Source organism: Ferrimicrobium sp. (assembly GCF_027364955.1).
Taxonomy (GTDB): Bacteria; Actinomycetota; Acidimicrobiia; order Acidimicrobiales; family Acidimicrobiaceae; genus Ferrimicrobium.
The window spans coordinates 242,975-257,742 of sequence record NZ_DAHXOI010000001.1 but is presented as its reverse complement, the minus strand read 5'-3'; the positions used below and the strand labels follow the sequence as shown (position 1 = coordinate 257,742).

Sequence of the window (14,768 nt, the reverse complement as noted above, 5' to 3'; positions counted from 1 at the left end):
ACGGCTACAGTCTAGAGAGGGAGGTGTGATGCCAGTAGATCAGTTATGGTGCGAACCCGCTGGGCTCTCACTCTTTGTGGCGACGGTGAAGGAGAGCTCCACTCCTGGACGACCGACGGTGCTATATTCCCCGGGCATCGCCGATACCGACATCGGCGGCAGCAGCGATCGGGTTCTCCAAGAGGCCGCCGAACGCCTAAGCTTCTACTGTCGAACCCAAGTGGTTGGCGTGAACCCCCATGGCATTGGTGAGTCTGACGGGACCCTTGAAGCGACAGCACTGGTTGCCGACCTTGAGGCGGTCATCGACTTCCTCGCACCGCAGCCGCTCGTCATCATCGGCTTTGGGCTGGTTGGCTATGCCATGCTCGCCACCAAAGACAGCAGCTCGGTCGTCGGGGTCGTCACCGTCGATCCTCTGGTCGATCAGCTCTCGCGTGAGGAGCTGACAGCCACCGGGGCCCGACTCGATCCAGCAGGAGTCTTCCCGGTCTCCGGTTATATGCGGGCCTTAACCGATCTCTCCAGGCGCTGGATGATGATCGTCCCTGGCGACCGTCCTCGACCCGACAACTCTATGCTTGAGCATCTCGTTGCAACGTTTCACCCCGAGCTCCATCGGGTCTACGCGACATCGACGAGGCTCCACAACGACCCACGGCCCTACGCTCTCATTCTTGGCTGGCTGGAGCGAGAGCTCTGGCCTCACACTACAACGCTCACATGACAGCCTCTGGAGCGCCTCTCTCAGCAATTCTTCGGGTTACTCCTAGCCTTCCTTTGAGAAGTCTGCGTATCCTAAAGACAGCGAAAGGAGAATCGCATGCGAATCCTAGTAGTGGATGATGAAGAAACATTGGTGGACACCCTGAAACGTGGGCTCGTCGCGGAGGGTTTTGCAGTCGACACCTGTCTCAACGGAATAGATGGTATCAATCTGGCGAGGAGTGCGCCCTATGACTGCATCGTTCTCGATATCATGCTGCCGGGCATGAACGGCTTTAAATTCACCGCTACCTTAAGAAGCGAGGAGATCTGGACACCGATCCTGATGCTGACCGCCAAGGATGGAGAGCTCGATGAAGCTGAGGCTCTCGATACCGGCGCTGATGACTTTCTCAAGAAACCCTTCTCGTTCACCGTGCTCGTCGCTCGAATCCGGGCACTGCTCCGTCGTAACGTCGACAGTCGACCACCCGTGCTCGCCGCCGGTGATCTCAAACTCGATCCATCGAGTCACTCAGTCTCCCGCGGGGATACCATTATCGACCTCACCACCCGTGAGTTTTCCTTTCTTGAGTTGCTGATGCGATCCAAGGGTAAAGTGCTGAACAAACGTGAGATCATTGAACACGTTTGGGACTACGATTTTGAGGGAGACTCCAATATCGTCGAGGTGTACATTGGCTACCTGCGCAAGAAAATCGATGCCCCCTTTGGGACAAAATCGATCCGTACGGTGCGTGGGGTCGGTTACCTCCTTGAGGAGGATGGTGGATCGGCGGCGGTTGTCACCTGCGATGAGGTTTCCGCGCCTGTCTAAACTTCACACCGGGGGTCAGCACCCTTGAAACTGGCCTCGATGGAGAAACTCAATCACGTCTCGAGAACGCAGTTCCCTCCGCTTCGTTGGGTCGGACGTCAGCTCGCATCGGTGCGGAAGCGCACCACCATCGCCGCTACTGTCGTCGTCGGCTTAGTACTCCTGGCGGCCTTCATCGCGGTGGCGCTTACCTTGCGGGCTGCGTTGACGCGTAACGTAGTGAACACGGCAAAAAACGAAGCTGACGACATCGTCCTCCTCGTTCGCGATGGGCACCTGCCCAACCCATTGCCCATCCCACGGGGTGACCTTGCCGCCCAGGTCGTGTCCAGCCACGGTACGGTCATTGCGTACTCACCAAACTTAAAAGGGGCGAAAGCCCTGCGCCCCCCCCAAGCGGTACCAACCCGAGGTATCGTACGGACCGAAGACTCCGCTCGCGCCAACCGTCTGGCAATCAACGGTAACGTAGATCGCCACACAGTTTTTGTTGCTGATCAGGTGCAGGTGCCGACCTTCCTCGTCGGCGTAATTTCAAGATCCAAGCCGGCCAGCGACAGCCATCTGATGGCGGGGTCAAACGGCAAACCGACGACCTTCTACGTCTACACCATCGCATCCCTCTCCTCCGTAGACGCTTCGGTGGCGGCCTTAAAACGTGAGTTTTTCATCGTATACCCCATCATCTTGGCAGTCGTCGCCATCTCCACCTGGATTCTGAGTCGCCGAGCCCTTGCTCCAGTCGACCAGATACGACGCGATGTAGAGGAGATCACCGCTCTGAACTTATCCAACCGAGTCTTCCAACCCGAAGGCGACGATGAGATAGCACGACTCGCCGCAACCATGAACTCCATGTTGGGACGACTCGATGCCGCCGCCGAGCAGCAAAAACAGTTTATCGCGGATGCATCTCACGAGCTCAAAAGCCCGCTCTCAGCCCTACGTGCCTCTCTTGAGGTCGGGCTCCTCCACAGCGAGTTAACCGATTGGCAACAGACCGCGGGCATCGCCCTTAGGGAGAGCGAACGCATGCAACGTCTGATCGAAGACCTACTCACGCTCGCAAAAGCAGAGGCCAGGGTGCAGGCAGTTCGGGTCACGGTCGACCTTGATGAACTCTGCCGAGACGAGGTTCATCGTATTCGCCGGACCCATCCTGGAGTCAATATCGATATGTCTCGCGTCAGCGCAGTGCGACTACTGGGCGATCCCGAACAGATCCGCAGCATTGTGCGCAACCTCATCGAAAACGCCGTCCGTTACGCGCGAACAACCGTGGCGGTGACCGCCTCGACGACTGGACCATCCGCCATCTTTACGGTCGGCGACGACGGTCCAGGCATCCCCCTGGAACGAAGGGACGCCATCTTCGAGCGCTTCACTCGTCTGGATCCCGCAAGAAGCCGCCTCCAAGGTGGATCAGGTCTCGGTCTGCCAATCGTGCGTAGTTTGGTCGAACTGCTCGAAGGCACTGTCATGGTCGGGAGTTCTGATCTTGGCGGAGCGTACTTTCGGGTGCAGTTGCCGATCCTCGCGCAAGACCAGGTACCATCGGAGGCGGCTAACGTTCTACCATCAGCAACACCATTAAAGGAAAAGGTTTGACACAACTTTTGCAAACACCAACTGTGAAGCAACAACCCAAGCGACACTCACTCGCCTATCGTCGCGTTCGAGCCATTGCCGTAGCCGGAGTGGTCGTCGCTGGGGGCTACGGAGGTGTCGGCATGATCAGCGCACTAGGTGCGCCCGGATCTGCCAGCCTGGGCGTCAAGTTTGTGGAGTGGGTTCGCGGAAACGGTGGTGCGAGCATCGTCCAAACCGCTGAGAATATCTGGTACACAACCCATCAGCCAGCAGTCGGTGGGGAACCACCGAAAGGTTCACTACGACCAGTGGCCAGTGTACGGCAGAGTCAGGTGACGGCTACCTCGAAGATCCTCCCCGCGCCAAAAGCCATCACCCCTATCGCAAGTCCACCGTTGCCCCATGAGGGACAGTGGACCCCAGAGGGCCCACTGATCGATGGCTCCCCGGCCCTCTATGTCACCCTGATGCGACCTGACAAGGTGCACACCTCGCTCGTGGCGGGTGTTGCCTGGATGGACCCCCATCTGGTGAGCTTCCTCCAGTACGCCGGCGCCCAAGAACCCCCGGGCGGAGGGGCCTGGCCCTACATGGCGCCGATCCAAGGATCGCAGGCAAACAACCTTGTCGCAGCCTTCAACTCAGGGTTTCGTATGAGCGATGCACAGGGTGGATACTACGCCTATGGTCGCATGGCAGTCCCGCTACGAAATGGAGCTGCCTCCTTCGTCGTCAACGCCCAAGGTACGGCGACCGTCGAGCAATGGACCCATGGCCAGAATGTTCCCTCATCGATCAAGGTCGTGCGACAGAACCTCGTTCCACTCGTGGAGTCGGGAAAGATCAATCCCGTGGTCTACTCCTCAAACTACCAGGTCTGGGGCACCACCGTGGGCAATCAAGTGCTCGTCTGGCGATCAGGAGTGGGCGTCACCTCCAATGGTGCCATCGTCTACGTCAGTGGGCCAGGACTCTCCGTCCCATCCCTTGCTCGCCTGCTCCAACGAGCCGGTGCCGTAAACGCTATGGAGCTTGATATCAACTCCGCATGGACGAACTTCTTCTATTTCAACCACACGCTCGGTGCACCCGCAAGCCCAACGAATGGTTATCGGTTGGTCTACAACATGGAACGACCGCCACAACGGTACTTTGAGGGAACAGCAAGGGACTTTGTCGCCGTCGTCGCCCGTAAGAACCCGCTCTAAGGTAAGGATCCCCTTCGACACAAAGGGAGCCGCGCCTTCCTCCGATAGAGAGCGGCTCGCCCTAGGCCTTAACCGAGTTGTGCCGCTTCCAACGCGAGCATCAGGGTGTTCCACGGCAACGTCGCGCACTTGATCCGAACCGGGAACTTCACGACCCCTTGCAGCGCAGCCAATTCACCAACGACCCTCAGGTCAACTGGCTCTGGCTCGCCATCGGTCTCCTCGACAGTAATCATTCGCTTGAAACGGCTCACCGTCGCCTTTACCTCAGCAATGGACTGCCCCTTGACCGCCTGTGACATCAGTGAAGCCGATGATCGGGAGATAGAACAACCTTGGCCAGTGATCTTGATGTCCTGAACGACACCATCCTCAACTTGCACATAGATTTTCACCTCGTCGCCACACAGTGGATTGAAGCCCTCTTCAGCATGGACCGTCGGTCCCTCAAGCACTCCCTGATTACGGGGATTCTTATAGTGATCAAGGATAATTTCGCGATACAGATCGTCTAAATCGTTCATCGTCACTCCTAACCGTGAAACAGCTCATAGGCGTCGATCAATGCATCGATCAATGCATCAACATCTCGCTCGTCGTTGTAGAGGTAGAACGAGGCCCTAGCCGTAGCCCCTACCCCCAACTCACGCATGAGCGGCTTCGCACAGTGATGTCCAGCGCGCACACAAACCCCATGTTGATCGAGGACCTGGGCGACGTCGTGAGGGTGAACGTCAGTGAGCTCAAAGGAGAGAACACCCCCTCGTTTGGTCACGTCTTGCGGGCCAAAGATTCTGATACGATCGTCGAGCCTCTCGCGCATCTGCGTCATCGCGTAGCTCGTGAGCCGGCGATCGTGGTTGGTGATGGCGTCCATCCCAACCATCTCAAGATAGTCCAAAGCGACATCCCAGCCCGCAGCCTCTGCGATCGGGGGAGTGCCAGCCTCGAATTTATGCGGGATCTCACCAGCACTGAAACCATCGAGTCGCACATCAGCGATCATCTCACCACCACCAAGGAATGGTTGCATACGTTCAAGGATCTCCGCTTTTGCCCAAAGTGCGCCGATCCCAGTGGGAGCGAGCATTTTATGACCAGTAATGGCTAGACAATCGACGCCAAGCTGACGGACATCCGTAGCAAAGTGGGGTACGAACTGTGCACCGTCGCCAACCACCAGTACACCGTGTTCATGTGCTCGCTCGCTCAACGCGGCAATCGGATTCAACGTTCCAAGCACATTCGACATCAGGGTAACACCAAGGATGCTCGCACGCTCCAGGAGTGCATCCAAGTTGTCAAGCACCAGCAACCCCTCGGCATCAAAGGGAAGATACTCGATGGTAAAACCGAGCTGCTCTTGCAGGATCATCCACGGCACCAGATTGGCATGGTGCTCCATCTCCGTGAGGAGCACGTGGCTATCCGGTGTCAGCAAGACACGCCCAAGACCCTGCGCGACCAAGTTGAGCGCCTCGGTGGCATTCTTGGTAAAGACGATCTCTCGCTCAGGATCGCTTGCACCGATGAATCTGCCAAGGTGCCTCCGAGCGGCCTCATAGATCCCGGTGGCCTCTTCAGCCAAGCCGTAGACTCCTCGGTGCACATTGGCATGCGAGTGGCGATAGTACTGACTCATGGTATCGATCACCACCGCTGGTCGCTGCGACGATGCCGCAGAATCAAGATAGTAAAACGGCCGACTCGCCTGGATATCGGCAAAAATAGGGAAATCCTTCCGGAGCTCGCTGAACTGATCCGTTACTTTGACACTCGCCACTTTTGATATCCCTCTCGTTCTAGATCCTCCACCAACTCCATGCCACCGGATCCAACGATTCGGCCATCGACCGCGACATGAACGGTCGTGGGGGTGAGCCAATCCAAAATGCGCTGATAATGGGTGATCAGAATGACACCCATCTCCTGCTTCGCCTCTCGAACCGTCTCGATACCACGAGCCACCGTGCGCAAGGCATCGATGTCAAGCCCTGAATCGGTCTCGTCCAGAATGGCTAGCTCGGGTTGCATCATCGCCATCTGGATAATCTCGTTCCGCTTCTTCTCGCCTCCAGAGAACCCCTCATTCAAGTAGCGTGACGCAAAGGAGGGGTCAAGTCCTAGACGCTCTAACCACTCAAGAAGGTCAAAACGTACCTCGATCGCTGATACATCAGCCCCGCGTCGCGCCTGCAGAGCCTGACGAAGGAACTGAATCACCGAGACGCCAGGAATCTCCTCGGGATACTGAAAAGCCAAAAAGATACCCTCTTTTGCTCGTTCATCAACCGGGAGGGCGCTAATATCGACCCCTTTGAAGACGACCTGCCCGCTATCGATGTGGTAATCAGCACTCCCCATGATCGCGTTCGCAAAGCTTGACTTACCAGATCCGTTGGGACCCATGATCACATGCAACTCACCCGGAGCAACAGCGATCGAAAAACCCTTCAAAATCGTAGTACCAGCGGCCGATACCCATAGATCCCGGGCTTCAAACAATGATGGAACAGTCACAACGCCAGTCTAGTAGCAATTAACCCTATCCCAATAGTGCAATTGAGGACCAAGCGAGGACTGTGCGAAAGTCCTACCTGATAGACTCAACTCCGAACTTGTGCCAAAAAGTGGGGTGAACGATGCGTATTGAAGTCGACTACGACAAGTGTCAGTCCAACGCCGTCTGTGAGGGGCTTGCACCCTCCGTTTTCGAGGTTCGAGATGATGGGTTCCTCTATGTCATCAACGAAAATCCTCCCGAAGATCTCCATGCCGCTGTCCTTGCCGCTCAAGCGCAATGCCCCACACAGGCCATCAGCGTGAGCGATTAACGACATGCGTCGCCTCGTCGTTGTCGGAGGGGCACTCGCCGGTCATCGGGCAGCGATCCAAGCTCGTCGCCTCGATGCGGAGCTTGATATCACGGTGCTCGCCGGTGAAGACGAGCTACCCTATCAACGTCCGCCCCTTTCCAAGGGTTACTTAGCCGGAACCGTCTCCGCCCAGCGGGTACGACTGCGAGGAGGTGGCGAAGGCTACCGGTTTCTCTCTGGCAGCCCTGCGGTAGGTGTTGATCTTGCGAAGTCACTGGTGTTCACCGCAGACAACGCCTATCCGTTTGATCTCCTGGTGGTGGCAACCGGCGCCGAGCCTCGCCAACTCAGAGGGTTCGCCCCCGATGAAGCGATCATCTACCTAAGAACCTTGACAGATGCAACGCGCCTCAAGGAAGCACTGACGCGGATCGGTCACCTCACCATCATCGGTGGTGGTTTCATCGGTGCCGAGGTTGCGGTCACAGCACGCAGTCTGGGCGTCAACGTCACCGTCGTCGAACAGAGTTCGCACCTCCTCTCGCGTGCCGTGGGCCAGCGTGTCAGCAGCATCGTCGAACACAATCTCCATGAACGCAATATCGAACTGCTACTCAATAGCACAGCAAACCTTGAGACCATGAGAGACCATCGGCTCGTCAGTAACGGAACACAGTCCTGGCCCACCGACCTTGTGGTGGTAGGGGTGGGAGTCGTGCCCTGCACTGCGTGGCTCGGCGGAGCGCTCCCATTGGCCGAGGACGAGGGAATCCATGTGAACGAAATGGGGCTCGTCGAGGGTTTTGAGCAAGTAGGAGCCGCTGGTGACGTCGCCAGTTGGGATCACCCTCTCTATGGTCGTTCGGTGCGCTTTGAGCACTTTGAGGTAGCTACCAACCACGCCCTCCACACGGCCCAGGCGCTCGTGGCCAACAGACGCGTTGCCTATGGGGAACTCCCCTTTGGATGGAGTGATCAAGGCGATCTCTTACTCCAAGTGATTGGAGTACCAGGTCCCGATCTCACCGAGGAGGTCGAGGAGGTCGAGGGCGGCAAGATCTTCCTCTACCGGCGTGACGACCGCCTCGAGGGTGCCGTACTCATGAACGCGCCAGAGGAGCTCACCAAGTTGCGAGATAGGATCACTGCCTCACTGGGAAGCCAGTGATGGCTCGCAGCTCCCAGGGCAAGGCTGCTTGAAGAGTCGTCAAGCCTCGCTTGGTTCAGTCGAACGCGGCGTGCTCAGCTGGTTCAGCACCAAACTGTTGATAGCCCGAACGCTCTAGTTCGACCGCCAAGTCCATACCGCCTTCGGCGACAATCTTACCTCGCACGAGGACAACGACTCGGTCAGCTTTGATCTCACGCAAGAGACGAGGGTAATGGGTGATCAGGAGCAGCGAAGTTCCTTGCTCCTCATTCAGCCGTCGAAGTCGACGAGCGACATCCCGCAATGCATCGATGTCGAGGCCAGAGTCGATTTCATCTCCAATAACCAATGACTGCGGTACCGCACTCACCAGCAGCGTCTCGAGCTTTTTCTTCTCCCCACCCGAGAGGTCAACGTTCACCCAACGGTTGAGCAGTGCCTGATCGAGCGAGAGCTCGACAGCCTCAGCAACGATGCGTTCGGAGACGCCCTGTGGATCAAGGCCACGGAAGCGGTACATCGCTGTCACCAGTTCGTCGACCCGAACACCGGGGATCTCTGGTTGGCTCTGAGAGATCAAAGCGATGCCTTGACGAGCTCGCTCATCGGTGGCCCAACCAGCAATCTCCTCCCCATCGATCGTGACCGAGCCCCCAACGACTTGGTAGTTGGGGCGACCCATGACCGTCGAGACGAGGGTACTTTTCCCCGATCCATTCGGACCCATCACCGCGACGACTTCACCCTTGTCGACCGACAAGTCAACACCTTGGAGTACCTGCTTGGAACCGATTGCGACATGAAGGTCATCGATTGCTAAGAACGCCATGTTTTCCTCAACTTCTCTTCGTGTTGATTTTGCTGTCTTCGGGTGCCTCCAGGAAGACGTCGCCAGTCCGCTCGATAACCTCAAAGACCGGAACGGCCTTCGTCGCTGGGAAGCAAGTTGGGTGCCCGTCACGGAGCGAAAAGGTGCTGCCGTGCTTCCAGCATTCAATCTCACGCTCCTCTGCATACACTTCGCCCTCCGACAGGCTGTATTTGGCATGTGAGCAGGTATCACCAATAGCAAAGAGTTCACCATCGACTCGAACAACCACCACCGGAAAGCCGTTGAAATCAACCTTCACCGGCTTGCCTTCTTCAAAATCTCGCGTTGTGCCAATTTTGTCCATTACGCCCCTGCCTCCCATTTCTCATCGACTGCCGCTCGCAGGCGCTGCTGTTCAACCGCAAAAGTATCTCCCATGTCAGCGAAGAACGCACGCGCGAGGGTACGTCGAGCCTCCTCGGCCGGAAAACCCTTTGAGGCGAGGTAGAACAACTCCTCCTCGTCGATAGGACCGACGGTGGAGGCATGTGAGCACTTCACATCGCTGATCTGAATATCGAGGTTTGGCACCGACCACGCAAGCGCGTCCTCCGACAAGAGGACGTTCCGGTTGGTCTGGAAGGCTTCAGAACCTCTCCCGAGCGGCGTGATCGTGATCATCCCGGTGTAAATTGACGTCCCATCACCATTGACCACCCCCTTGTAGAGCAGGTTGCTGGTCGTACTCGGCGCGTCATGGGTGATGAACGTCCGATAATCAACACGTTCATGGGCACCAACGACATAGCCAACCCGAATCACGGCCTGGGCCCTGGTGCCTTCGAGTATGCCATCCGTACGCACACGGGTGTACCCCTGATGGGCACTGGCCGCATCCAGCTCGAGACTGGCTTCGGCGCCGAGTCGAAATCGTACGTACCCAAGACTGAGAGCCTTTCGGTCGTGTTCGAGCTGGTGGCGATAGACCACCGCTGACCGCTCTTGACCAACGATCTCAAGAATCGGAAGGTGCATAACCGACCCGGTCAAGAGGTCGACATGGATGACTTCGAGCTCGACATCGGGAGCCACCGAGAGTCGAAGCCAACTCCACAGGCCAGCATCGTCACCCGTTCCAGCGGTGAGAATGCCCAGCCGCCGGAGTGGAGCCTCCACTTTGATCTCGACGCGACCAGGGGCCAGGAGGGTGCCAAGCGTCAACAGACTTTCGTCCTCCTCGCGAAGGAACTCACCAACGGCCTCCGTCTGGGCCACGGTTAATCCAGGTACCGCAGAACTACCCTCTATCAACCGGCCACCATCCACACGCACGGTCGCATCCACCGCGCCAAAGGTCGAAAGTATCTCCAGTCCTCTTGCCCACAGATCATCGTTCGTCGCCGCACAGCTCTTCTGGTAGCGCTCCCATTCGATCTCGTCAACTGGAGAGTATCTCCAGCACTCCAGGGCTTCTGTCGGCTGTTCCAGTCGTTCAGCTTCGGCCGCCCTCGTCATACTGCGAGCCGGCAGCTCCCAGGACATATCCTTCCCTAGGGACTTCACGCGATCTCCTTCGATACTGTTTGCTACCTTCGCACCGCCAGGGTGCTAGTTTCCCCTACCATCATAGTGATAACCTAGGAAGTGTCCACGATGCACCACCAAAAGGAGAGGTATGGAGACCCTAGAGATTGAGATCAACGATGGGATCGGAGCGTTAGTCCTCAACCGTCCCGCCAAACTCAACGCCATGAACGCCACCTTCTTCACGGAACTGCCACGCGCGATCGAGATCCTTGAGGCGGACACAGCCGTACGAGTCATCGTCATTCGTGCCAACGGTCCCCACTTCAGTGCAGGACTTGACCTCACCGACTTCGCGCCAGGGTCCCAGAACATCCAATCGACCAACGACATACGATCGCTTCAACTGGGCTTTATCGCCCTCGCGACTGCCCAGAAACCCACGCTGGCTGTCGTCAACGGCTACTGCATCGGCGGAGGCCTCGATCTGATCGCCGCTTGCGACCTTCGCCTAGCTACTCGTTCGGCGATCTTTTCGCTCCGCGAAGTCCGCATTGGAATCGTCGCCGATCTCGGGTCGCTCACCCTGCTCTCCGGGGTGCTCCCCCAAGCGATCCTGGCCGAGATGGCCCTCACCGGTCGCGATGTCGATGCCGTCGAAGCTCACACAATCGGACTCGTGCACTCGATCTGGGATACCGCCGAGGATCTGGACCGGGCCGTCCTGGAGCTCGGCCAGCAAATTCAGGCCAATCCACCCCTGGCCGTTCAGGCGACCAAGCGCCTGCTCGTCCAAGGACGAACACAAGGGCTCACACAGCACCTGGAACTCGCTGCCAGTTACAACGTCGCGCTGATGCGATCGAACGACATGCGAGAAGCGTTGACCGCCATGAAGGAACGACGGCCCCCCAACTATCACGCCAACTAGTGTCCCTCCTCGGAAGTTCCATTCATAACTATCGGCTCCAGGTATTTGCGCATAGAAGCGAAGATCTCGTCGGCGCTCTTGGTCCAGATGAAGGGCTTGGGGTTCTCGTTCCAGGCTTTGGCCCACTTGATAATCCCTCGGTTGAGTTCGGTCACACTGTGGTGAACGCTTCGTTGAAGGTACTTGGTGGTTAACGCTGAGAACCATCTCTCTACCTGGTTCATCCAAGAAGAATACGTTGGCGTGAAGTGGAACTCAAACCTCGGGTGGGCAAGGAGCCAGGTTCTCACCGACTCGGTCTTATGGGCTGAGTAGTTGTCTAAGACAACGTGAACTCCCAGCTCCTTGGGTACTTGTCGGTCGATAAGCTCTAAGAACTCAATGAACTCTATCGCCCTGTGGGCGTTCCTCATCTTGGTGATGACCTTGCCGGAAGCGATGTCGAGTGCAGCGTAAAGATTGGAGATACCGTTGCGCTTGTACTCGGTCGTACGACGCAGAGGAACCCCTGGCACCATGGGGAGCATGGGCTGGGTACGGTTCAGTGCCTGGATCTGTGTCTTCTCGTCGACGCGAGAGTTCGATCGTGCGCCTCAGGTGGGTTGAGATAGATACCAGCAACGTCTCTGACCTTCTCGGTGAACTCTGGATCGTTTGATACAGTGAAGGTCTCGACCATGTGAGGTTTGAGCCCAAAGGTTCGCCAGATCCTCCCCACTGTAGAGGGGGATACACCAGCTAGGGCTGCCATGGTGTTGGTTGACCAATGGGTTGATGAATCCGGGGGATCAGTCGTGGTAGTGAGCTTGATGATCTCGGCGATCTTGTCATCCCCATGGGTTCTTGGAGTCCCAGATCTTGGTGCATCCGAGAGTGCCTTTACCCCAAACAACGAGAACCGCCTTCTCCACTTATCTACTGTTTGAGCTGATAGCGAGAGTTTTCTGGCAATCTCGGTGGTCCCCATCCCCTCAGCTGCGTACAAAGCGATCTTGGCACGACGTACCTGAGCCTGCGGGGCCGTTGTTTGACGAACAAGGGCATCTAAGCGCTCTCGTTCCTCTGGAGAGAGCGTCACGTGATAGAGGATCGGGCGTCCACCGACGTTCCTTGCATGATCCTCGTTTGTTGATTGCTCTTCTTGCTTTCCCATAACCGACTACCTCCCAGAGTAGATACCAACTGGGATAACCAGGTGTAAGGGTTGAAAATTCCTTATTGAAGGAATTTCTGGCTAGGGACACTAGAACACCGTCGCATCTGCTTCGCATGCTCGACACACCAAGGACCTAAGACCGGGCTTTGCTCCCGTACCGCTACCATAGATCTAGGAGTGCTGGATGTAGGAGCGCTGTTGGCCTTTAGCCAAGCTCCTACCTGTTCCTAAGGTTTCTCAAAGCATAGACCACCAGAATGACGGGTGAAAGGTTGCTGACACCGATGAGTCTCACGGTTGGTAGCGCTCAAAGAAGATCGGTAGAGAAAGGCACGCATGATGAGTGACGGCGATTTCCCAGAGAATGGCACCGGAGCGGAGCCGACGGGCGACGAGGCCGCAGACTCCTCTTCGCAGGACGAGGAGATGTCTTCGAACCCCAGCGGACAGGATCCCGATGCGACTTTGCAGGGAGATGGTTGGTCCTCCGGTGACGGTTGGTCTGCTGGCGACACCCTCTCGTCCGGTGAAAGTTGGTCGAGCGAGGCGTCGAGCGATGATCCCTTCATCCGACATGAGAACACTGATCCCGATGGACCCACCACTGCGGAGAGTGCTGGCTATCGAGGCTATGAATATGCATCCAGTTGGGCCTCCCCCCCACCGTCAGCGCCGACGTCAGGTGCAACAAAGAAGGGATCAGCGAAGCGTCGAGGCTCACTCAGCGAGCGGCGCTTCTCTGGCTTGACTGTCCTCACCGCAGCGGTGGTGGCAGCAGTGGTGGCCGTCGGCACCAGCATCACCGTCGTTCACTTGAGCGGCACCTCGAACTCAAAGCCTGTCGTCATCACCGAGTCATCGGCTTCTCCCACCGCCATTCAAGGCTCCGGGTTAAATGGTAACGGGAGTCTTAATGTGCCTCAGATCCTGGCCAAAGTCGAACCTGCAGTCGTTGATATCACGGCTGAGGGCTCGACCAGCAACGGCTTCCTGGGCACTAGTCAGTTTGAAGACGCCGGAACAGGGATGATATTTGGTTCCAGCGGTCTTGTACTGACCAACAACCATGTCATCGCCGGGGCCACCTCAATACAGGCGACGCTCTATAACCAATCGAAGTCCTACCCGGTCAAGATTGTGGGAACCGATCCCACCCATGATGTTGCTGTCCTTCAGATCGAGGGCCTATCAGGCTTGCCTACCGTCAAGTTTGGAAACTCTGGGCAACTGGAAGTAGGCGATCCTGTCGTGGCGATCGGCAATGCACTCGCACTGCAAGGTGATCCTACGGTTACGCAGGGCATCGTCTCTGCGCTCAACCGTTCGATCACTGCGCAGGATCAAAATTTAAGCGAACACCTCACCCAAATGATTCAAACGGATGCACCCATCAACCCCGGCAACTCCGGCGGTCCGCTCGTCAATGCAGCGGGACAGGTGGTGGGAATGGACACCGCCATTATCTCCTCCACTTCACAGACTCCCGCCCAAAACCTAGGCTTCGCCGAATCGATAGATTCTGTTCTGCCAGTCGTGAAAAATATCCTGAAGGATCCGAGCTACTACACCAGAACTTCTTCAAGTTCCTCGAGCACCGCCACCACGGCAAAGGCATTTCTCGGCGTCGGTATACAGACGATGAATGCACAAGCCGCAGCCCAACTCGGTTATCCGACCGATCAACAGGGGGCGCTCATCGACTACATCTATCCTGGGTCGCCCGCATCGAACGCTGGACTCACGTCGGGTGATGTCATCATTGGATTCGATGGCAAGGCAGTGACGGACGCCTCTGAACTCGTCACCGACGTCACGTCAAAGTCTCCTGGAACCTCCGTCACCTTGAAGGTACTCTCACAATCAGGGACTTCGACAATGACGATTACTCTTGGCAACGCTCCGGCAGCCTAGATGAGGCGTTCTTGGTTCGGTAGAACTCGTAGGAACGATACCGCTCGCGTCACCTATGACACGAGCGGTATCGTTCCTGTCTCAGTCATCCAACCCTTGCCTCTTCGACCAGTGTCCGCCGGGCTGCA

At 57.1% G+C, this 14,768-nt stretch carries 14 protein-coding genes and 1 pseudogene; 8 read left to right on the top strand and 7 right to left on the bottom strand.

All coding sequences use genetic code 11. The features are described 5' to 3' along the window. Positions 1–28 precede the first annotated feature (28 nt). The 4 genes from M7Q83_RS01145 to M7Q83_RS01130 all read left to right on the top strand — a co-directional run bounded on the left by M7Q83_RS01145 (position 29) and on the right by M7Q83_RS01130 (position 4,341). A complete protein-coding gene (locus M7Q83_RS01145) occupies positions 29–727 on the top strand; it encodes a hypothetical protein (protein WP_298334497.1) in 699 nt (232 codons plus the stop codon). 96 nt (positions 728–823) lie between these two features. Then, the gene (locus M7Q83_RS01140; RefSeq protein ID WP_298334495.1) at positions 824–1,543 is read left to right on the top strand and encodes a response regulator transcription factor; all 720 of its coding nucleotides are present in this window, start codon (positions 824–826) and stop codon (positions 1,541–1,543) included. 39 nt (positions 1,544–1,582) lie between these two features. After that, positions 1,583–3,151, top strand: a complete 1,569-nt coding sequence (locus M7Q83_RS01135; RefSeq protein WP_298334493.1) for a HAMP domain-containing sensor histidine kinase — start codon at positions 1,583–1,585, stop codon at positions 3,149–3,151. Next, complete coding sequence (locus M7Q83_RS01130) at positions 3,148–4,341, top strand: phosphodiester glycosidase family protein (protein WP_298334491.1); 1,194 nt, start codon at positions 3,148–3,150, stop codon at positions 4,339–4,341. The genes M7Q83_RS01135 and M7Q83_RS01130 overlap by 4 nt, the downstream gene beginning before the upstream one ends. Positions 4,342–4,409: 68 nt before the next feature. Here the strand turns inward: M7Q83_RS01130 and sufU are convergent, their stop codons facing one another. The 3 genes from sufU to sufC (M7Q83_RS01115) are packed head-to-tail and all read right to left on the bottom strand — an operon-like array spanning position 4,410 to position 6,861. After that, complete coding sequence (sufU, locus tag M7Q83_RS01125; protein ID WP_298334489.1) at positions 4,410–4,865, bottom strand: Fe-S cluster assembly sulfur transfer protein SufU; 456 nt, start codon at positions 4,863–4,865, stop codon at positions 4,410–4,412. Positions 4,866–4,873: 8 nt separating this feature from the next. After that, positions 4,874–6,124 carry a SufS family cysteine desulfurase gene (locus M7Q83_RS01120; RefSeq protein ID WP_298334487.1) on the bottom strand — a complete coding sequence of 417 codons (1,251 nt, stop codon included), beginning with the start codon at positions 6,122–6,124 and terminating at the stop codon, positions 4,874–4,876. After that, positions 6,106–6,861, bottom strand: a complete 756-nt coding sequence (sufC, locus tag M7Q83_RS01115) for a Fe-S cluster assembly ATPase SufC (protein ID WP_298334484.1) — start codon at positions 6,859–6,861, stop codon at positions 6,106–6,108. Before sufC (M7Q83_RS01115) ends, M7Q83_RS01120 begins: the two co-directional genes overlap by 19 nt. A 122-nt stretch (positions 6,862–6,983) precedes the next feature. On the opposite strand from sufC (M7Q83_RS01115), the gene M7Q83_RS01110 reads away from it, so the two are divergent. Further along, positions 6,984–7,175 (top strand): ferredoxin, encoded by a 192-nt coding sequence (locus tag M7Q83_RS01110; RefSeq protein ID WP_298334482.1) that lies wholly within the window; start codon positions 6,984–6,986, stop codon positions 7,173–7,175. 4 nt (positions 7,176–7,179) lie between these two features. Continuing rightward, a complete protein-coding gene (locus M7Q83_RS01105; protein ID WP_298334480.1) occupies positions 7,180–8,325 on the top strand; it encodes an FAD-dependent oxidoreductase in 1,146 nt (381 codons plus the stop codon). A 55-nt stretch (positions 8,326–8,380) separates the two neighbouring features. Here M7Q83_RS01105 and sufC (M7Q83_RS01100) read toward each other — a convergent pair whose 3' ends face one another. The 3 genes from sufC (M7Q83_RS01100) to M7Q83_RS01090 are packed head-to-tail and all read right to left on the bottom strand — an operon-like array spanning position 8,381 to position 10,681. After that, positions 8,381–9,136 carry a Fe-S cluster assembly ATPase SufC gene (gene sufC, locus M7Q83_RS01100; protein WP_298334478.1) on the bottom strand — a complete coding sequence of 252 codons (756 nt, stop codon included), beginning with the start codon at positions 9,134–9,136 and terminating at the stop codon, positions 8,381–8,383. Between the two features lie 7 nt (positions 9,137–9,143). Beyond that, positions 9,144–9,482 carry a non-heme iron oxygenase ferredoxin subunit gene (locus M7Q83_RS01095; RefSeq protein ID WP_298334477.1) on the bottom strand — a complete coding sequence of 113 codons (339 nt, stop codon included), beginning with the start codon at positions 9,480–9,482 and terminating at the stop codon, positions 9,144–9,146. Continuing rightward, positions 9,482–10,681: a SufD family Fe-S cluster assembly protein gene (locus M7Q83_RS01090; RefSeq protein ID WP_298334475.1), complete on the bottom strand. Its 1,200-nt coding sequence runs from the start codon at positions 10,679–10,681 to the stop codon at positions 9,482–9,484. The genes M7Q83_RS01095 and M7Q83_RS01090 overlap by 1 nt, the downstream gene beginning before the upstream one ends. A gap of 112 nt (positions 10,682–10,793) precedes the next feature. Between M7Q83_RS01090 and M7Q83_RS01085 the strand changes: the two genes are divergently transcribed. Further along, on the top strand, positions 10,794–11,573 hold the full coding sequence (locus M7Q83_RS01085; RefSeq protein WP_298334473.1) for an enoyl-CoA hydratase-related protein: 780 nt from the start codon (positions 10,794–10,796) through the stop codon (positions 11,571–11,573). On the opposite strand, the pseudogene M7Q83_RS01080 reads toward M7Q83_RS01085, so the two are convergent. Continuing rightward, positions 11,570–12,726 (bottom strand): annotated as a pseudogene (locus M7Q83_RS01080) (IS630 family transposase). The gene M7Q83_RS01085 and the pseudogene M7Q83_RS01080 overlap by 4 nt on opposite strands. A 342-nt stretch (positions 12,727–13,068) precedes the next feature. Between M7Q83_RS01080 and M7Q83_RS01075 the strand changes: the two are divergent. After that, positions 13,069–14,640 (top strand): trypsin-like peptidase domain-containing protein, encoded by a 1,572-nt coding sequence (locus M7Q83_RS01075; RefSeq protein ID WP_298334471.1) that lies wholly within the window; start codon positions 13,069–13,071, stop codon positions 14,638–14,640. Positions 14,641–14,768: the final 128 nt, after the last annotated feature.